General features: G+C 53.3%; 13 protein-coding genes. 2 read left to right on the forward strand and 11 right to left on the reverse strand.

What is annotated here, in order from left to right:
- Positions 1 to 3 precede the first annotated feature (3 nt).
- From ilvD to argE, 5 genes are all read right to left on the reverse strand, one after another.
- Positions 4 to 1848 (reverse strand): dihydroxy-acid dehydratase, encoded by a 1845-nt coding sequence (ilvD, locus tag AC1RJL_RS12120; RefSeq protein ID WP_492914306.1) that lies wholly within the window; start codon positions 1846 to 1848, stop codon positions 4 to 6.
- Between the two features lie 168 nt (positions 1849 to 2016).
- A complete protein-coding gene (gene argA, locus AC1RJL_RS12125; RefSeq protein WP_492914308.1) occupies positions 2017 to 3333 on the reverse strand; it encodes an amino-acid N-acetyltransferase in 1317 nt (438 codons plus the stop codon).
- Between the two features lie 10 nt (positions 3334 to 3343).
- Complete coding sequence (locus AC1RJL_RS12130; protein ID WP_492914310.1) at positions 3344 to 3724, reverse strand: HepT-like ribonuclease domain-containing protein; 381 nt, start codon at positions 3722 to 3724, stop codon at positions 3344 to 3346.
- A complete protein-coding gene (locus AC1RJL_RS12135) occupies positions 3717 to 4007 on the reverse strand; it encodes a nucleotidyltransferase family protein (RefSeq protein WP_492914312.1) in 291 nt (96 codons plus the stop codon). Before AC1RJL_RS12135 ends, AC1RJL_RS12130 begins: the two co-directional genes overlap by 8 nt.
- A 27-nt stretch (positions 4008 to 4034) precedes the next feature.
- A complete protein-coding gene (gene argE, locus AC1RJL_RS12140) occupies positions 4035 to 5189 on the reverse strand; it encodes an acetylornithine deacetylase (protein ID WP_492914314.1) in 1155 nt (384 codons plus the stop codon).
- Between the two features lie 203 nt (positions 5190 to 5392).
- Here argE and tfpB point away from each other — a divergent pair, with 203 nt between their 5' ends.
- Complete coding sequence (gene tfpB, locus AC1RJL_RS12145) at positions 5393 to 7162, forward strand: type IV pilus assembly ATPase TfpB (RefSeq protein ID WP_492914316.1); 1770 nt, start codon at positions 5393 to 5395, stop codon at positions 7160 to 7162.
- Between the two features lie 132 nt (positions 7163 to 7294).
- On the opposite strand, the gene AC1RJL_RS12150 is transcribed toward tfpB, so the two are convergent.
- From AC1RJL_RS12150 to AC1RJL_RS12175, 6 genes are all read right to left on the reverse strand, one after another.
- Positions 7295 to 8077, reverse strand: a complete 783-nt coding sequence (locus AC1RJL_RS12150; protein ID WP_492914318.1) for a sulfite exporter TauE/SafE family protein — start codon at positions 8075 to 8077, stop codon at positions 7295 to 7297.
- Positions 8078 to 8231: 154 nt separating this feature from the next.
- Entirely contained in the window at positions 8232 to 10097 is a 1866-nt protein-coding gene (locus AC1RJL_RS12155; RefSeq protein WP_492914320.1) for a sensor domain-containing diguanylate cyclase, read from the reverse strand.
- Between the two features lie 68 nt (positions 10098 to 10165).
- Positions 10166 to 10915: a polysaccharide lyase family 20 protein gene (locus tag AC1RJL_RS12160; RefSeq protein WP_492914322.1), complete on the reverse strand. Its 750-nt coding sequence runs from the start codon at positions 10913 to 10915 to the stop codon at positions 10166 to 10168.
- Between the two features lie 202 nt (positions 10916 to 11117).
- A complete protein-coding gene (locus AC1RJL_RS12165) occupies positions 11118 to 12701 on the reverse strand; it encodes a hypothetical protein (RefSeq protein WP_492914324.1) in 1584 nt (527 codons plus the stop codon).
- 20 nt (positions 12702 to 12721) lie between these two features.
- On the reverse strand, positions 12722 to 15325 hold the full coding sequence (locus AC1RJL_RS12170; RefSeq protein ID WP_492914326.1) for a LamG domain-containing protein: 2604 nt from the start codon (positions 15323 to 15325) through the stop codon (positions 12722 to 12724).
- Position 15326: 1 nt separating this feature from the next.
- A complete protein-coding gene (locus AC1RJL_RS12175) occupies positions 15327 to 16556 on the reverse strand; it encodes a hypothetical protein (protein WP_492914328.1) in 1230 nt (409 codons plus the stop codon).
- A 672-nt stretch (positions 16557 to 17228) separates the two neighbouring features.
- Here AC1RJL_RS12175 and AC1RJL_RS12180 point away from each other — a divergent pair.
- The gene (locus AC1RJL_RS12180) at positions 17229 to 20339 is read left to right on the forward strand and encodes an HzsA-related protein (RefSeq protein WP_492914330.1); all 3111 of its coding nucleotides are present in this window, start codon (positions 17229 to 17231) and stop codon (positions 20337 to 20339) included.
- Positions 20340 to 20363: the final 24 nt, after the last annotated feature.

Below are 20363 nucleotides of genomic sequence, written 5' to 3' on the forward strand. Positions count from 1 at the left end.
GGATTAATCGAGCTTGCTTAAATCCCTTACCGCACCTTTATCGGCGCTGGTAGCAAGCATCGCATAGGCTTTTAATGATGCACTGACTTTACGTGGACGGTCTTCAGACGGTTTCCAGGCCAATGGACCTTTGGCATTTTCGGCTGCGCGGCGTGCATCCAGTTCATTCTCGGTCAACACTACGTTGATGCTACGGTTCGGGATATCGATACGGATAATATCGCCAGTTTGTACCAAACCAATCGCACCGCCAGCGGCAGCTTCAGGTGATACATGGCCGATGGACAAACCCGAGGTCCCGCCTGAAAAGCGACCATCGGTCAGCAGCGCGCAGGCTTTGCCCAAACCTTTGGATTTCAGGTAGCTGGTGGGATAGAGCATCTCTTGCATGCCCGGACCACCTTTGGGGCCTTCGTAACGAATGACGACGACATCGCCTTCTTTCACTTTGCCGTCGAGAATATCGGCTACGGCTTTGTCCTGGCTTTCAACAACGTAGGCTTTACCTTCGAATACCCAGCAACTTTCGTCTACGCCAGAAGTTTTTACTACGCAACCGTCGATGGCGATATTGCCCTTCAGCACTGCCAACCCACCTTCTTTGCTGTAAGCATTTTTAACAGAGCGAATGCAGCCTTCCGCACGGTCGCCATCCAGTGTCGGCCAGCGGGTTGCCTGGCTAAAGGCGACTTGGGTCGGGATACCGGCAGGGCCTGCTTTGTAGAAGGTCGCTACCGCTTCAGATGAGGTGGTAATGATGTCCCACTTATCCAAGGCCTCCTGAAAGGTTTTGCTGTGCACGGTGGGCAATTGATTGTGCAGCAAGCCGCCGCGATTCAGTTCCGCCAAAATACTCATCACGCCGCCGGCGCGGTGTACGTCTTCCATATGGTATTTGGGGGTGTTGGGTGCGACCTTACACAGTTGTGGCACTTTGCGGCTCATGCGATCCACATCAAACATGGTGAACGGCACATCACCTTCCTGTGCCGCAGCGAGCAAATGCAGGATGGTATTGGTTGAGCCGCCCATGGCGATATCGAGCGCCATCGCGTTTTCGAAAGCATCAAAGGTAGCGATTGAGCGCGGCAACACGCTGTAATCGTCTTCTTCGTAGTAGCGCTTGGTGATTTCCACAATGCGGCGACCAGCTTCCAGGAACAACTGTTCGCGGTCGGCGTGGGTTGCGAGCAAAGAGCCATTGCCGGGCAGGGATAAACCCAAAGCTTCGGTCAAACAGTTCATCGAGTTAGCGGTAAACATACCCGAGCAAGAGCCACAGGTTGGGCAGGCGGAGCGCTCATACTCATTCACTTTTGCGTCGCTGGCATTGTCGTCAACCGCAATTACCATGGCATCAACCAAATCGAGCTTGTGTTCGGACAATTTGGTTTTGCCCGCTTCCATAGGGCCGCCGGAGACAAAAATCACCGGGATATTCAGGCGCATCGCTGCCATTAACATGCCGGGGGTGATTTTGTCGCAGTTGGAGATACACACAATGGCGTCGGCGCAGTGGGCATTGACCATGTATTCCACCGAGTCGGCGATGATGTCGCGCGATGGCAAGCTGTAGAGCATACCGTCGTGACCCATGGCGATACCGTCATCCACCGCGATGGTATTGAATTCTTTGGCGACACCGCCGGCTTTTTCGATCTCGCGTGCAACCAGTTGTCCCAAATCCTTCAGGTGCACATGGCCCGGTACGAATTGGGTAAAGGAGTTGGCAATGGCAATAATCGGCTTCTCAAAGTCGCCGTCTTTCATACCTGTTGCACGCCACAGGGCGCGGGCACCGGCCATATTGCGGCCCGATGTGGTGGTTTTGGAGCGATAGATTGGCATAAGGCTTAACCTCGTAAAGCGTGTCGCAAGTAGCTAACAGCGGTGAATTCGGATCTTGTAATGGGCGAAATCATACCAGAAAAGCGGGCTTTCCGGCAGCGTTCCAACACGGGGGAAATGGAAAGAAACGCTGCCTCCAATTGAATCGAAAGCAGCCTTAAGCCAGATTTACTCCAGCGATTTAATAAAAATCTTGGAGTTGCGCTGGTAGTTATAAAGAGCCTGTTTGGCGATGGGCAGGTCTTCAAGCTTGCCCTGCACAAAACCTTGCTCGATAAACCAGTGCGCCGTTTGGGTGGTGAGTAAAAACAATTGCCTGATTTTTTGCTTGCGCGCCTGTGCTTCCATTTGTTGCAGCAGCGTTGCCGCACGGCCACCGTTGCGATAATCCGGATGGGTCGCCACGCAGGATAATTCCGCCATATCGCCGTAAGGGTAAAGCGCAGCGCAGGCGACAATCGTGCCGTCTTTGTCCATCACGTGGAATTTGTTGATTTCCGTTTCCAATACTTCGCGCGAGCGACGCACTAAAATTCCCTGCTCTTCGAGCGGGCGGATTAATTCGAGGATGCCGGCAACATCGTCGATACTCGCAGTGCGCAACTGTTCGTATTGGCCGGAGTAAATCATGGTGCCCAAACCGTCGCGGGTAAATAATTCGGTGAGCAATGCACCGTCGGTTTCGTAACTGATTAATTGCGCGCGCGGTATCCCTTGCAGGCAACTTAAATAACTGGCACTGATCGCCTGCTGCACATCGAAACTGATTTTCTCGCCGTTTTCGTTCAGATAGGTTTTGCATTCTTGCAGCGACAACTGACGAATTAAATTACCGTTCGCATCGGTAACGCCATTGCCTTCAATAAACGCGAGGAATTTATCGGCTTTGATCGCAGTGGCAACATGAGTGGCAACATCGTTAAACGACAAATTAAAAATTTCGCCGGTAGGTGAATAGGCTAATGGCGATATCAATACCACTGCACCGGAATCCAGCGCCGCATTTAACGATTTGGTGTGCACCTTGCGCACTTTGCCGGTATGTTGAAAATCCACGCCATCAATGACACCGTGCGGCATTGCTACTACAAAGTTGCCGCTAATCACTTGCATATCGGCATCATGCATCGGCGAGTTAGGCAAACTGGTGGAAAGCGCGGCTTCCACAATCGTACGCGCTTCACCAATTGCCTGGATGACCAGGCTTAACGTCTCACTGTCAGTGATGCGTTGGTTTTTATGAAAATGGCTGAACGTATCTGCTACTTGCAAGCGTTCATCAATTTGTGGCCGTGCGCCGTGCACAAGTACCAGGCGCACATCGAGGCTGCACAGCAGCGCAATATCGTGCACGATATTGTGGAAATTGGCATGAGTGATAGCTTCGCCCGGCAACATCACAACAAACGTTTTATCGCTGTGTCTGTTGATGTACGGCGTCGAATGACGAAACCATTTTACGTAGTCTTGAGTATTCGCAGGCACAATGCTTCTCTTAAATGTTGTCGTCAGATAACGACTTATCGATCCAGGTTAATTGAAAACTTTCCAGAGCAGAAATCAACGGCGGAATATCGTCCTGGATAATGCTCCATAGTGTATCGTTATCTATCCCCAAGTAACCGTGAATTAAGCGATTACGGGTGGCGATAATCATTCGCCAGGGAATATCAGATGCTGCATTTCTTGCATCATCGGGTACATGAGTTGCAGCTTCGCCGATTAACTCCAGATTGCGTACTGTTGCGTCGTAATTAATTCCGCTGGCGACGAAAGTAATTTGATTTAATCCGTCAGTGTAAAGTAATACTTTTTGCGCGAATGAATGCATATCGCTCACATAAAAATGCCATTCGCGCTCTAGCTTTTCAGACATTGATTGCATCCCTTTCAATGTAAGGACGCAGCTCTGCTCGTAAGGCTTTCTTCGTTACCAAATCAACAGGGCGACCGAGCAAGTCTTCTAGAAAGAACTGCAAACCATAGTAGCGTGCCGATGTTGCGGGGCCGTCAAAATCGACCAGAATATCGATGTCACTGGTAGCCGTAGCGGTGTTGCGTGAAACCGATCCAAATAGCGCTAGCGCCCTGACACCAAAGCGCGATGCCAGTTCTTCTTTATGCGTCTTTAGTAAAGAAACCGCCAAGCTGGAGTCCATAATGTTATTACTCGTCAGAGATGGAATTTATAAACAATATTTTTCGATCAACCCGCGCAGGATTTTAATTGCCGGTTCAATCTGGTCGAGTGGAATAAATTCGTCCGGTTGATGCGCTTGATTAATTGAGCCGGGTCCGAGTACTACCGTTTGCATGCCAAGTTGCTGCATAAACGGTGCTTCGGTGGCGAAGGCAACGCTCTCGGATGTATTGCCGGTCAGTTGTTCGCACAGGGTTACCAGTTCGGCGTGCTCATCTTCGCCGAAGGGATCAACACCTTCAAACAGTGATGATAAAACAATATCGGTACCGCTGCGCTCAGCGATGGGTATAAGGCGCTGCTCGATAATTTTGCGCATCTCATCGTTATCCATACCTGGTAACAGACGCAAATCAAAATGCAATTCACATTCAGCGCAAATGCGGTTGGCACCATCGCCGCCGTGAATGCAGCCCAAATTCAACGTCGGTGTTTGCACCGCAAAACCGGGATTGCGGTATTTGAGTTGCAATTCGCTGCGCAGGCCGATGAGTTCGTTCATCACTTGATTCATCGCTTCCAGCGCATTTTTCCCCAGCGCCGGGTTAGATGAATGGCCGCTCTGGCCACGCACGCGTATCGCTTCCATCATGATGCCTTTGTGCATGCGGATGGGTACTAATTCGGTTGGTTCACCAATCACCGCATAACGCGGTGTTGTGCCGGCAATGCCGTCGCGCGCCAGTGCGCGGGCACCGCTCATGCTGCTCTCTTCATCGGCGGTGGCGAGCACGATCAGCGGGTGTTTAAACGTTTGCCCGAGATAAGGTTTTACCGCTTCGATAATCACCGGAAAAAACCCTTTCATATCGGTGGCACCGAGGCCGTATAACTTGCCGTCTTTTTCGGTGAGTGCAAACGGATCTGTCTGCCAGCGACCCTCGTCGTAGGGAACTGTATCGCTGTGTCCTGCCAGCACTAATCCGCCATCGCCGGTGCCAAGTGTGGCAATTAAGTTGGCTTTGCCCGCTTGTGCGAGTGGCAGTACGCGGGTGTTAAAGCCGAGGTCGGCGAAACAGTTGGCGAGATAATCGATCACCGGCTGGTTGGACATATCCCACTCGGGCACGGCGCAACTTACGGAGGGCAGCGCAACGAGGTGTTGCAGGTGATCGCGATAGCGTTTGGGATCAAAACTCATAGCACGGCTCTACAGCTGGGGCTTTGGCAACAGATAGGTCGAAGGTGTTATCGGCGATTGGACGGTAAAAAGCAAGTTGTTCGCGCGAAAAAGCGCGTTGTATTTCACTGAAACACATACCTGTGGCGCTTTGGGCAGACTCCTGTGGAGAGAGTCGCTACAATCCTGAAATCTCTCCCTAATAAGCAAGCAGGAATAACAAGATGGCGCAGGTGTTGGATCGGGTTTTGGATTTGCGCGGGTTGATTCACGATTTGGTCGCCGATGGTTACTTAAAACAATTCGACGCCAATATTCTTCTCGGCGCCTCGCGCACCCGCGAGCAGGCGATCATGCATCCGCTTGCGTACATCGCCACGCAAAATCTTGAGGATTTAAAACGTCCGGGCAAAACCCTCGATGGTGACACGCTCACCAAATGGTTGGCTGATAAAGCGCACCTGCCGGTTTTCCATATCGATGCGATGAAAATTGATGTCGCCAAATGTACCGAGGTGATGAGCTACGCTTTTGCCAAACGCCACGGCATTCTCTGCGTCAAAGTTGAAGCAGACCATGTGGTGATTGCCTGCACCCAGCCGTTTATGGCGGGTTGGGAGCCGCAGGTTGAGCATGTTGCACGGCGCGCAGTGAAACGCGTAGTGGCGAATCCTGCCGACATTGAGCGCTTTATGGTGGAGTTTTACACCCTCGCTCGCTCTGTGTCGGGCGCCAGCGGTGCGACGGCGGCCTCGGCGATTACCAATTTTGAGCAGTTAGTCGAACTCGGTAAAGCCAGCGATCCGGACGCGAATGACCAGCACATTGTCAAAATTGTGGATTGGCTGCTGCAATACGCTTACGACCAGCGCGCGTCAGACATCCATATTGAACCGCGTAGAGAGGTGGGGCGTCTGCGCTTCCGCATCGACGGTGTGCTGCACTACGTCTACGAATTACCGGCCAATGTGTCCACGGCGGTGACCAGCCGTTTCAAAGTGCTGGCGCGCATGGATATCGCCGAAAAACGTAAACCCCAGGATGGCCGGATCAAAACCCGTCGCAGCGACGGCAGCGAAATCGAGCTGCGTATGTCCACCTTGCCGACCGCTTTTGGCGAAAAGCTGGTGATGCGTATTTTTGATCCTGAGGTGTTGCTGCGCAGCTTTACCGACCTGGGTTTGGTGGGCGATGATTACACTCGCTGGCACACCATGCTCACCCGTCCCAACGGGATTTTGCTGGTGACCGGCCCGACCGGTTCGGGTAAGACCACCACGCTTTACTCGTCGTTACGCCAGGTCGCCACCGATGAGGTGAATGTCAGCACTATTGAAGATCCTATCGAGATGGTGGAAGAGCGGTTTAACCAGACGCAGGTGCACCATAAAATCGGGCTGGATTTTGCCGCCGGTATCCGCAGCCTGATGCGGCAAGATCCGGACATCATCATGGTGGGCGAAATCCGCGATCTGGAAACCGCGCAGATGGCCGTGCAAGCGGCACTTACCGGCCACCTGGTGCTATCAACCGTACATACCAACGACGCGCCTTCGACTGTTGCGCGTTTACTGGATTTGGGAATTCCTTCCTACCTGATCAACGCCACGCTGCTCGGGGTAATGGCACAGCGGCTGGTACGCACCCTCTGCCCCCACTGCAAAGAGGAGGGACATATCACCAACGAGCACTGGCAGGAGTTGGTTGCGCCCTGGAAAGTCAATGTGCCCGCCAAAGTTTATCGCCCTGTCGGTTGTCTGGAGTGCCGCAATACCGGCTATTTGGGACGGCAGGGTTTGTATGAAATTTTGATGTTGTCGGAAAACCTCAAAGAAAAAGTCACCGCCGATTGCAACCTGCAAGATTTGCGGCGGTTGGCGATGAAAGAGGGAATGCGCACGTTGCGGTTGTCCGGTGCCCAGAAAGTTGCCGCCGGATTGACGACTCTGGAAGAGGTTTTACGTGTAGCGCCTCCGCCGGAAAAAGTGGGTTAACGCGGGTTTTTCGCCAGGGATTTATTTCGTGTTTGATTACCTTTGGTTCCGACGCCAACCAGCAAAATAATCCAATAAAAAATGGCGACCCAGGGTCGCCATTTTTTTGCTCGTTATTTTGATTCGTGTCGATCACCACAACAATTTGGTGCCTACAAAGATCAGCATGATGGCGAGTGCGGGGCGCAGATAATGGTCGGCCACACGGTTGGCCATGTGGCTGCCGAAGTAGATCCCCGGTAGTGAGCCGATCAGTAAATTGGCGAGCAAATGCCAATCCACATTGCCCATGCCGGCGTGGCCCATACCGGCAACCAGCGTTAGTGGGACGGCGTGGGCGATTTCTGTTCCTACCAAGCGCACCGTGGGCAGCAGTGGGTAGAGCATAAACAATGCGACTGTACCCAAGGCGCCCGCGCCGATAGAGGTGAGGGTTACTACTGCGCCGAGAATCATCCCGGTCACAATGGTGGCGACCATCTGCTGCTGGCGGCTCATGCGGGTGATCCAGCTGTTGTTTTTCTGGCTGTAATCAAAAATTTTGCGCTTGAACAGGATCGCAATCGCGGTCAGAACCAATGCATAACCCAAAGTAGTTTTGATGATTTTGTTAAGCGTGTCAGTATCCATGCTGATGCTGTGCAGGAGCCAGAGCGTAAGTGCGGCGGCGGGCAGGCTGCCTAACGCCAGTTCGCCGGTGATGCGCCAATCGATATTTTTCTTTTTGTGATGGACGTGGATGCCGCCGGCTTTGGTGATCGCGGCGTAGAGTAAATCGGTGCCCACAGCATTGGCCGGGCTTACGCCAAAGTAGAGCAATATTGGGGTCATCAACGAGCCGCCGCCTACGCCAGTCATACCCACAATAAAACCAACGACCAAACCGGCGACTACATAACCAAGCTGAAAATCCATAAAACTTCGCCGTCGAACTGCTTAAAAATAAACAGTTGGCGCCTCAATAGTGTTGAAAAATAAACAGGGCGCGCAGGCTAACAGCCAAAGGGGAATGTTACTAATGACAATTAGTTTGGTGCTTATAACCATCAGTTTTATGGCAGGGAATAGGTCAGGCGTCGAGCTTTGAGTCACCTGCGATGCTGGCGATCTGGTTGCGCCCTGTTTCTTTGGCCTCGTACAAAGCTTTATCAACACGCTCTAATAATGTCTCCATAGTGTCGTTTGGCGTTAGCTGGGTGGCGCCGAGGCTGATAGTGATGCGTGGGCCGAGGTTGAAGAGATGTTGGGATACCCGCTGCCGCAGCGTCTCGCCCAGTGAGGTGGCGCCAGCGAGTTGGGTTTCCGGGCAGATAACCAGAAACTCCTCGCCGCCCCAGCGACCGGGCGCATCATTGATGCGGCTGTGGTTGCGCAGCAGTGAGGCGATCTCGCACAACACACGGTCGCCAGCCGGATGGCCGTAAGTATCGTTGATGGATTTAAAGTGATCGACATCGATCATGAGCAGCGAGAAAGTCGTTTTGTAGCGTTTACTGCGCTCGATCTCGGCGCGCAAGAGCGTCGTCAATTTGAGCCGGTTATATACCCCGGTTAATTGGTCGGTAATCGACAATTGCTCCAGCTCATTATTTTTGGCGATCAATTCCTGGGTGCGTTCGTGGATTTGCTCTTCCAGGCGGCGCTCGGAATCCTGCAGGTTTTCCACCAGTTTTTGCTGCGCTTGCAACGCGGCGGCTTGCGCGGCTTCTTTATCGCGGCGCGCGACATTGAGCCGGTCGGCCAGTGCATAGGCGAGCAAAATCATTTCAATCGCCGAACCGATTTGCAATCCATTAACGGTAAACAAATTGGTCGGCAACAAGCCTGCCACGCGCAGTGAATTAATCGGTGATGCTGTGCAGATCACAATAAAGGCGGCGACAAAAAAGTAAGCACTGCGCTGCCGTTTGAACGCGCAGTAAACGCCGATGCCGAGGATCAAGGTCGAGGCCACTACATTGAGCAACATCGCAAACGGAATAACAGTTTGGTAGGCGAGGAAAAAGGCAATCGGTGAGACGATGTAAATCGTCACAATGCATTTCACCAGCAGGTCAATGCGCGGCAAGACCGCGGCCGTATTTAACATGCTGCGGGTAAATAACAGCAGCGCCGCCAGCGTATAGGAGTAACCAATCGCCATCGAATAATTTGACCAGAGCGGCGAATTGGGCCAGAGAAATTCATTCGCCAAACCGTTTTGCGCTGCCAGCGTCAAGGCAAAAGAACTGACAAAAAATACATAGAGTGCGTACATGCTTTCGCGCAGCAGCGCAAAAACCAGCGCATTAAAAATCACCATCGCCAGCGCGATGCCGCAGTAAATGGAATAAAACACATAATCCGCGCGCTCGTAGGCGTAAAACGCTTTGGGCGACCAGAGCTTGGCCGGTATCTCAAGCGCGGCTACACCTTTTACGCGCAGATAAACCGTGTGCTCACCGGCACTGTTAAGGAACAGTGGGAAGACAAATCCGCGATTGGCGTAGGGGCGGGTGGCGAAGGGAAAATCAGTACCGGTTGTCCAGCCAAGCATTTGTCCCGTCGCTGATTGATAGTGCAATTGCACATTGGCGAGCCGGGCGTAATTGATTTCAAGCAATCGCTCAGTCGGGACATTATCGTGATTCTGCAAGCGCAAACGCAGCCAGTAGGCCGAGCGGGTAAATCCGTAAATGAGCGATGCGGCTGGCGGTTGGCCAGTGGTGAACTTATCCGCCCACTCGGGCTTTTGTACATCCTCTAAACTCAGCTGGTTGCTTGGGTCTTCGAGGATGGCGAAGTATTCAGTGAGTGAGACAGAATCCTGCCCATGCGGTGCCAACTGCAGCGGTTTTTCCTGCGCCTGGCTTACCTGTGCTATCAGCAGGAGACAAAAAAAGAGTGCATTGCGGGTGATGCATTTCAACAGCGGTAGCAAAAAATAACCAATCATAATGCGCAATCTGTAGTCAATTGCCCTAAGCCTAGCAGCTCATGGACAATGCATCGGGATTTGTTCGCTTAGTTGGATTTGCAGGTTTTGCCGACCAAATGCTTGTCGCGCTCCAGCAGTTCGGTGAGGTTATCTGTCTCTATCGCGCCGTCGATCAGGATTTCTTCGACCGCTGCTTCCTGCGTGCGCAAAATACCGATCTGGGTAAACATCAAGGCATCTTTGGCGGGTAAATTTTTGAAGTGATTTTTGCCCATATGTTTGCCGTTCACCCAGACTTCCGCTGAGCCTTGTCGGGGATCGGTCGACCAGTGGATATGTATGGCAATGCGATGCCATTTGCCCGGTTCTGCGCCATTGGGCAATTTCCACAACACTTCTTTTGCCGCGGACTCCTGAAAACTTAATTCGCTGCCGGTGATATTAAAACGCAGCGTTTGTTGCCAGCTTTTATCCGACTCCCAATAACCCAACTCGTGTTTGTGCTCGCTGAATTTTTTGGGCAGATAAAAACTGAATGCAAAAAAGGTCTCCTTGCCTTCATGGGTCGTGCCTGCCGTATTGCGATGATGGAATTCGCTGCGATTTAACAATTTATTGCCTTGCCACAAAAAAGATTCATCACCCGTCAGCCGCACTTTGCCCGCATGTCTACCATCAAATACACACTCACTGGTGACCGATAATCCCGCCGGATTAATGGAGGTGTTCCACTGGGAAATATCGCCGGTTTCAAAATTGCCTTGCCAGAGAATGCTGGCTTGGGTTGCTGGTGAGATAATCAAGAGGGTAATAGTCAATAAATCAAATGGTTTCATGGTTTTTCCTGATAGGGGAAAATCTTTACCTGTTTTCCCCTGATGTATTTTATTGATTGGCACTCGTGGCCACTGTTCGATTTTTTGCAGGACTTAAAAAGAGGTAAGCCGGGTGTTTATTGTTAATTATCCAGTAATAAAAAAGCCGGTAAAAAATACCGGCTTTTAAATGAAATGGCCAGAGCGATCCCGAGCGATATAGTTACGTGCCGGTAACTATCGGTTGGAACGCGGTGAGGCGATCCATAGTTGCTGCCGATCCCAAGCCATGTCCGCGGAATAATGTACCGAACTGGTTTTGTTGTCCATGCAGTGCCATGTAATTCAATACTACAGTTTCGACCAGCAAATTGACGTTATTGGCCGCGGGGCTGCCGGACGTTTCGACATCGCCGCTGGGGCGCATAAAACCAATTTGTTGATGGCGTGCTTGATCGTCGGCATTGGCGCCGAGTAATTGTGGACGACCGCCGGGGTTGTAAACAAGGAAGAATGAGCAGGCGGTTTGTTGGTCGTCGCCGGTCCAGACACCTTTGCCGCGACCCGCTGCTGAATCGTCGGTCATACCGTTACTGAATACAGATCCGTCGCTGAATACATAAATCATCACTGGCTTGCCTTTGCGCGCGGCGTATTCGAGGCAAGCCCCGATGCATGCCCCCGCGCGCTGGTCGCGCATTTCGCCGGTTGAGCGGTCGCCGGTGTGGTAATCAAAGCCGCCCATGGTAATGGTGCCCGCTCCTGCGTAGCCATTGATCACCAGTTTCATTACCGAGGCGGTTTTGCGGAATTCGCCGTCGCGATCAAATTCAGCGAACGAAAAAATCCCGTTAGTGCCCACAATATCGGCATCGGCGATGGGATCTATGTCGGCGGGATTGCCGAAGCGCGCGGCAAGGTCAGCACTTTTGACATAACCGCAGCGCAGCATTTCTTTCAATTGCGCATCGCGACTGGTGCCGAGACTGGGAATGGCATTGAGTTTGGAGTCGCTGATGCGATAGATGGATTCCATGGTTTTGACGATATCTTCCTGGCTCATCAAATCCACCAGGTCGCCCACGTCCACCAAGCCGGTTACGTCGTTAGGGTTATCCACTTTGGTTGGACGCACTTCGAGGTTAATCAGCGATGCCGGTGCCATGGAGTTGCCGCCCGAGTCGCTATTGCGCGAACCGATCAAATCAACCAGCGAACCCGCCGCGCCTGCTTTATAGATGCCGTACATCGGGTTGTGCGGATTGTTGGCAGTATCGTTTTCCGAGCGTGCCGCAATCACCGCACCGTTGGTGTTGGCGGCGGTCGCTGCCTGGATTTTTGTATTGATGCCGTTCAGCAGGCCGGAATCGGTATGGAAGAGTAAACCCAGACTGTTGTTGATTAAGGTGGTCGCCGTGGATGAGCTTGGAGCCATGTCCGCCGGTAAGCCTTGTTTCTGGTAACCCGCCGCACTTAAAAAATCGCGCTGGCCGCCTCTTTGTCCAACCAGCACATTGGAGCCGGCGAAATTGGCGCCGCCTGCGAGATCGAAACAGATAAACGGGATCTTGCCTGCGCCCTGGGCTGCGATACCGCAGGCGTCGCGCACAGCGGCGATATCGCTGGAAAGGCTGACCTCAGCGGCATAGGCCGGATCGCTCAGCAAACTCAGCAACGAGCCGCCGATCAAGGTGCCGGTGCCCATCTTGAAACCCTGGGCAATCAACTCCCGACGGGAAACCGGGCGCGAATGGTTGTTGAGGTAGAGCGGGGCATCCGGATGTAAAGGTGCTTTGTACTTGGCCATGATCTCGGTTACTCCGCTAATTATTGCAACAACATCACGGCGCTACCCAAGGTAGCGGCGCAAGTGGCTTTGACGGTGGTCAGGGTGCGTTCAGCCGCGCAACTGGCACTACAACTGGTCATATTATCGATCAATTGGTTTAGCTCCAGACGCAATGCCGCAGGGTCGGCTTGCTGTGCGAGCCTGGTGTGAGGATCGGCTCCGTTGGCCACTTCATTGGCAAACAGGCGGCTCAACAGCGGCTCGATAACTTGTGTGCGTTTGGCCGGTGAATTAAAGGCGATGTTAGCCGGAGCACTAAAGTCAAAGCCGGGAAACAGCACTGCGCGCGCCGGATTGGCGGCGCCACTGCTGCCTACGAGTGCATTACAGTAAGCCACGGTCAGTTGGGTGATACCCATCTGCTGCGCCGCGAGGAAGCCATCGAGGTTGGTCAATGTCGGTAATTGTTGTTTCACCTTCTCATAGACGGTGGCAACGGCTGGATTAACGGCGGATATACCGGTCATTTGCGCCAGGCTCGCATTGATTTCAGCAAAGTCGCGCAAGCCCAGAATGGGTTGGTCCGGGATGTCAGCCGGTGCTGCCGGCGGTGGAATCACAGCGGCTATGCGGGTGTAGTGCTTGTCGCCGATTTGATCAAAGGTTAGGAAGAACACGTCGTCGGCAGGGCCGCTTTTGGTTTCCACTACTGTACCCAATGGTGATAGCTGTTGGCGGCCACTTACGGTGGCCGCTGCGCTAAGGTGGGTATTCAGATTTGCAAACACCTGACCCGCAACGGCTTCAGTGCCATTGACACCGATGCGAATGCCTTTGATTGGCACCGGGCTGGTCAAGGCGCCACCGCCAAGCACGGTGAAGAAGGGCGTGGCAAACTGATAACCGTAGTCATCGATTTGCTGTACTTCGAAGACCACAAAGCAATCGCCGATATTGCCTTTGTCCCGGCTATCGTTCGGATCGTTGTGGAAGCACTCGGGCGCGCCGATCAGTTCGGACACATTGAATAACAGCAAATAGCGTGCGCCTACGCCCACATCGAAGTTGGTCTGGATATCAACCGCGCTCATCGCGCGCTTGTGAATGGCAAGGAAGCGTACACTGCCAGCCCAGGGGCGATTACCTGACACCTCGTTGCCGACTACCAATGCATAGCCATTATCCCAGTCTTTGAGGACGGCCCCGGCGAGCGGATCATTGTCGCCGGTGAACTCGCCGTTTACATAAATGCGACGGCCGCGCACTGTATCGAAGGTCACCACCACGTGCTGTAACGATGCCTGGGCGCGCTGGTCATTGGCATTGGTAGCCAGTACCGGTGAGCCATTGGCATTGCTTTTATCGCTGCGGTTCAGTGCAGTGTAGTTGTAATCGTATTGCCCGAAGGTGAAGTTGCGCTCTTCGGTGCTGCCTGAATAGCTCACAATGCGTGCCGGATTATTGTCGTTAGCGCCCTGGTCAATATTGTCCGGAATTACCCAGGTTTCAAGCGAGTATTCCCCTGTGCCACGCAGCAGGTCATAGAGTTTTCTACTGCCAGCCACAGTGGCCTGGGCACGGCCTGTACCAGCGATTTTAATTCCCCAGGCACTGCTCCAGCCGACATTGCCGATCAGGCTGAGGTCGGCTGCCGGCTCTATGCCCGAGGTATCGAAAGCGATCGTACCTTTACCGGTTTTAAATTCATATTTGGCGATGATGTCGGTATCAATACGGCCGCCACTGCTCAGCACAAACGCATCGCCCAGACCTACCGCTTTACTGATCACCAGCTCGGGATCTACTTCAACTGCGGTGAGATGGCTGGAAAAGTTCTGGATCGCCGTCTGCATGTCGTTGGCGTTGCTGGCGCAATCGCTCCAGCAGTTGTGGGAGTCGGCGCGTAGACGTTGCACCAAACGCGATTGCGCCGGGTTATCCAGGCGAATCTTGCTTTTGGCCGCTTGATAAGCCAAGGCAACATCATCGCTCGCAAAATACGGTTGCTGGCGCGTCGCGGCAGATTCAGAGTGGCAGGCCACGCAATACTGCTTTAGTACCGGGTAAACGGTGGTGGAGAAATCACTGTTATCGATGGGAAACGCTTTACTGTTGGCGATAGATTTATCTTCCGGTGCTTTGAGCACTACATCGTTGGCGGTGGTTTCGCGTGGACCGGCCCATTTATTAATCCAACCGGTGACGATATCGCCGCAGGCAACGGGGTCGCTGGTCCAGCAGTTGTGGCCGCCGGCAACTTTTGCAACCAGACGCGACGCGGCAGGGTCAGCAAGCGAAACCAGGCCACCGTCAATCACCGCCGCATAGGCGAGGTTGATGTCGTCACCTCGCGCAAAGGTAGGTGCCTGGGTTTTGTGGCAGCCGCCGCAGCGGTCTTCGCGCGCAATGTTGATCCAGAGTTCGGTCTGGAATTTATTGATATCAGCAGTACTGGCGGGTTTGGCGCCGCGGTATACAAAATCATTGCCACCGGTTGACGGCGGCGGTGGATTATTGGTTTTTACTTCACTGCCGCTGCCTGAACCGCAGCCGCTGATAAAACCGGTTGCGAGCAATAAGCCGACTACACCCAATCTGCGCCACTGTAAGCGTGACGATGCTGAAGAAAATCTGTTCATCATCTTATTCACCTTTGCAGTAATCGGCGGTGTCGATAAACACCTGCTTGAGCTTATAGCCGGAGCTGGCGAAGTTAGCGGTTATCTCACTTACTTTCGCATGATCGAGGGCATTGGCCGGTTTGCGCAGGCAGACATTCTGGAAGACTTTTTCAACCTGGCAGCTTGCAAACGCCTGGCTGTGTGCCAGTTCTTTGTTCATCGATTTTGCGCCTGTACCACTGCCCGGCAAGGTCGGGTCCCAACCCAGATGGACGTTCATGCCGCTGCGCCAATAGTTTTGCCAGTCATCATTAGTGGTGACATAGCCGTGCTTGAAGGTGTTTGCGTTGATGCGGTACTTCTTCTCCACCCGGCTGTTAGTATCGGGATCAATAGTGCCCTCGTCGTTGTAATGAATGCGGCCAGCCAAGCCGTCCGGGTCGGCATTCACATCGAACTCAAAATCGTAGTAGGCATAGGCTTTCGCCATCGGGTCCATACCGTTATGGCAGCCGACACAATTGTTCAGGTATACGCGGCTGTCGCCGCCGGGGCTGCGACTGACATCCTGGCGGACAAAATCCGGCGTCAGGCTGATGTCGTGTACTTGTTCCAGATCGCGGCACAAATGGTTGAGCAAGGTGAAGCGGAACATGGCGCGATTGGTGCCTGCAATAAAAAATGCCTTGGCGGCGGCGCGTGAGGTGATGACTCCGGAAGTTGCTTCAGTGGGGATGCCATTGAGTCCGGTTTGGTCGCGCGGTATCAACGTATCCTTAAGGCTCACGCCTTGCGTCTCGATGGCTTCGTAGTGACTGTTGTTGCTGATCGAATAAGCCGGCAAGCCAGCGGCGCTGCTGGTGTAAAGTTGGTTGCCGTACAGCACTGTGCGGAAATCGGCATCATCGCGCACCAGCCCGATAACCGTAGCGGTGTAATCGTTGAGTGGCGCAAACACTGTGCGATCGCGGTTGGTCCAGGGGGTCGCCATATTTTTCAGGGTGACGCTATAAAAGGCTTCGTTATTCATGGCGATGCGCACGGCGTCGGCAACACGGTTGGCCGCGATTGCCGTTGCCATTTCCTGCAGTACGGCAGCACTGGGCGGTACACCGGCAATGCGGTTATGGATTTGCAGGGCCTGTTCGCGCGAGCCGGCATGGCTGTTACTCGCCACTATAGCGATTGCCAGTAGCCCTGGATAAGACAAGCGCTGCAACGCTCGGCCTAAGAAATGGAAGAGGTTGGTCACAGTGACTCCTGGATAATTAAGCCGCGTCGTGTGCAGCGAAATAGTGGTTGGTAAATTCTTGTTTTTTAACGAGCGGCAGCTGTATGTTTGCCAAGGGAGCAATCCGTACTTCAAATTCACATCCGGGAATTTGCGCGCGAGCCTGGCAGATCCGAAAAGAAAGCAGGCAGATATAGCTATCAGCGGCGGTTTTCTGTTGTTTTCATTGTCATTTGCCCTGCTATGCAGCGAATATGCCGAAAATCGCCTGTGAGCCGATGTTGCGCAAGGCGTTATCAGGAATTAGAAACAGTTCTCCATATTGTTTCTAAAATTATATCTGTGCGGTAAACCACGTAGAAAATGTCGGCCGCGTTGATTCGCGTGGGGATTATTAGATTTAAATAATGAGTGGCGCAAAATGTCAGTTTGGTACCTGCTAGGGCAGAGTGAGACGTCGTTCGCAGTTAACTTTAATGCGGCGGCGGCGCCTATCCCTGGCAGATTCGAGATCTGGCTCACAAGGATTTATCACCGTCAGGATGAAATTGATGCCGTTGTCTACTCTTTGAGCATGCGGCCTGCTTGGCGCGGGTTTTGAATATCAAAGCGGTTCACGACCAGCAAGGTTCTGGTATTTTGCCTGGTTTTTTGCGCTCCCTTTTTCAATCAAGAGATTTCAGGCCACTGCCGATGAAGCCAGCTTTAATTCGCCAATCGATCCGTCGCTGCTGCAACTTGCTGTCGTCAGTTGGCGGTAATTTGCCCCTGCTGTCCCTGAAAGCGGGACTCGGCTGCTGGGTTTTCGCGTTGGTTGCCTGTGGCGGCGGTTCTGGCGGCGGCAGTAATTCCGGCCAGAAACCCGATCCGGTGGTGGTGGATTTACCCATCGCCTACATCCAGCGCCCCATCCCTGTCGCTGAAGGCGGGCAGCCGGTATTTCCCGATGTTTTCGCTCCGGAGGATTTCAATGCCGGTGGTGAGCTTTATATAAAAGTACGTGCAACTGCGCAGGCAGCGGTGACTAATGTCACCCGCGCCGAGTTTGAAAGCCATCTGGATAAATATCCCGATTACACGCCTGAAAGCCCCAATTACGATGTGAAAGATGTATCTGCCCATCCCAATGGTGACCGCCTGATTTTTGCGATGCGTGCGCCGCTTGATCCGGACCTGGATGAGGATGACGAGGAGCAGCCAACCTGGAACATATGGGAATACAACCTTCAGGCAAAGGTTCTGCATCGCGTTATCACCTCGGACTTTGAGGCAGAAAAAGGCCATGATGTCGCGCCCCATTACCTGCCCGATGGCAGAATTCTGTTCTCGTCCAATCGGCAGAAACGCAGCAAGGAAATTTTGCTCGACGAAGGCAAACCGCAATTCGGTGCGACCACCCAACAGGACAATGACATCACCAGTTTCCTGTTGCACACCGTTAAGAGCGACGGCACTGATATCCAGCAGCTAACCTACCACCAAAGCCACGATATCCAGCCCACCGTGATGGCTAACGGGCGTCTGCTGTTTATGCGCTGGCAGGGAACCGGGCGGAATGAGCGGCTGAGTTTTTATACGTCCAATCCCGATGGAACCGACGTGCAGCGCTACTTCGGTTACGACAGCCTGAATATAGAGCCCGGCAATAACATGCAGGAGGCGCCGCGCCTGTTCCGCCCACAGGTAATGCCCGATGGCCGTATTGCAGCAATCTACATGCAAAATACCTTGCAATTGGGCGGTGATATGGTGGTGGTGGACGGCTCCGCCAGCGCGGAAGGTGACATCAAATCTATCTCGATAAAACCGGTCGATATCTCCACTGACCTGGTATCCCTCTCCGGCCGTTTTGCGTCTCTGTCACCCCTTTACGATGGCACCAATCGCCTGTTGGTAAGTTGGAGCCAGTGCCGTTTGCAACAAACGGCGACCCTGCGTTTGCAGCCATGCCTGAGTAACCTGCTGCTTAACGGCGAACCTGTCGACGGTTACCGGGAAGCACCGCCGTTTTATGGTATCTGGATTTATGACATCACCGGCCAGACCCAACAACCGGTGGTGCTGGCGGAGGATGGCAAATTATTCACCGAAGCCATAGCCCTGGAAAAACTTGCAGCACCGCCTGCGTATATCGCCCCGCAAACCGATGCCGCACTCGCGGCACAGAACCTTGGTTTACTCCATATCCGCAGCGTTTATGACAATAACGGTACTTTTGATGCAATGGGCAGTGGTGCTGCCAGTGTGTCCGCGATGGCGGCACTGCCGGCGGATAATCGCCCGGCGCGCTTTGTCCGTTTGTTGAAAGCGGTATCAGTACCGAAAAACGACGTATTTGATGATCAGGACGATAATATTTACGGCAACCTGTTTAATGCCAATACCGGTATCCAGGAAATTCTTGGTTACGCGCCGGTAGAGCCGGATGGTTCGGTGATGGTGACCGTGCCCTCCGACGTTGCGTTTAACCTGGAGGTGCTTGATGCAAGCGGCCGCAGAATAGCCGCGCGTACTGATCAATTGGTTACGTTACGCCCCGGCGAGCACCGCGAAAGCAATGGCCTGTCTATTCTCGGCCGTACGGATTTCGCGTTGCCTTCGCTCAATACCGGCGCCGCTACTGCTGCTAATTTTCCTAACACCCAGCGCTATTTACCGTTGGGTGTGCCTGCAATTCCGGAAATGGGTGAAACCATGGCAAAGTTTGCAGCGCGCACGACTTACTGTAGCAATCCTCTCGACGGTACAACTTGCGCTCTTATGGGGAATCCCGGACAGGGGCAAAACCTGCGCAATCCAACGGTAGATTTAGTCTATAACGATGAATGGAGCGCGCCATCCCTGCCGCGCACAGATTCATTTGCCCACCGCTATAACAATCTCGATCCGGCACTCGCACCCGATGCTATTCCCGCTCCCACGCCATCGTCATGCCGCAATGAAGCGAGTTGGAATGCAAACTGCCGGGTGGTGATCAACTACGAATATCATATCCAGCCGTTGTGGGAACGTGAGCGTCCGGCGATGACGGAAGTTGATCCGGCGACATTGATTAGTATCACCGCTACAAACTGCGCCGGTTGTCATTCCAATGCGGATATGGCGGGCAACATCAATGCGCGCGTGCCATCCGGGCAGCTTGAGTTGATCCGTACCAAAGCCGCCGCCAATGCGCCGATGCGCTCCTATCCCCAACTGACGCAGGGGAATCAGCGCCAGATCCAATACATTTATGAAGACGCACTGGCAACACTCATTCCCATATGTGAATTCGAAGAGATATATGATTGGATTCCGCAATGTACGGTTACACTGGATCCCGAGGGCGTACCGACTTGCGCGGGCATAGCCAATTGCCCGTTTGTCCAACTGGATGAAGAGACCGGTGAGCTGGAACTGGATGCATTGGGTAATCCGGTTCCGCGTAGGGTCCAAACACCATTCCTGCCGCCGCCGATGAGTCGCGCCGGAGCGAATTCCAGCCTCAGGTTCTTCGATCGCTTCGCGCCCCGCTGGGAGGCCGGGAAGGCCTACAAGGTTGGGTCTATAGTATTTTACGATCCGATGCCGGGTGATGCGCAATTGGGATGGACGTTCAGGGCCAGGGTCGATAATGTAGGGGCGGCACCTAATCCCGCCGTAAACCAAACTGCGCAATGGCAGCGTTTGCGGCAGCGTCCGCTGTCGGATTTGGTTGATCACGCTGAAGCACTGAACCAGGCAGAGCTAAAATTGCTGTCGGAATGGCTTGATACCAATGGTCGCTATTACACCAATCCATTTGAAATGGCGATTCCCAACTAATCGATAATGACTACAAAAATAGAG

This window comes from Cellvibrio sp. GW822-FHT04B05 (genome assembly GCF_058800985.1).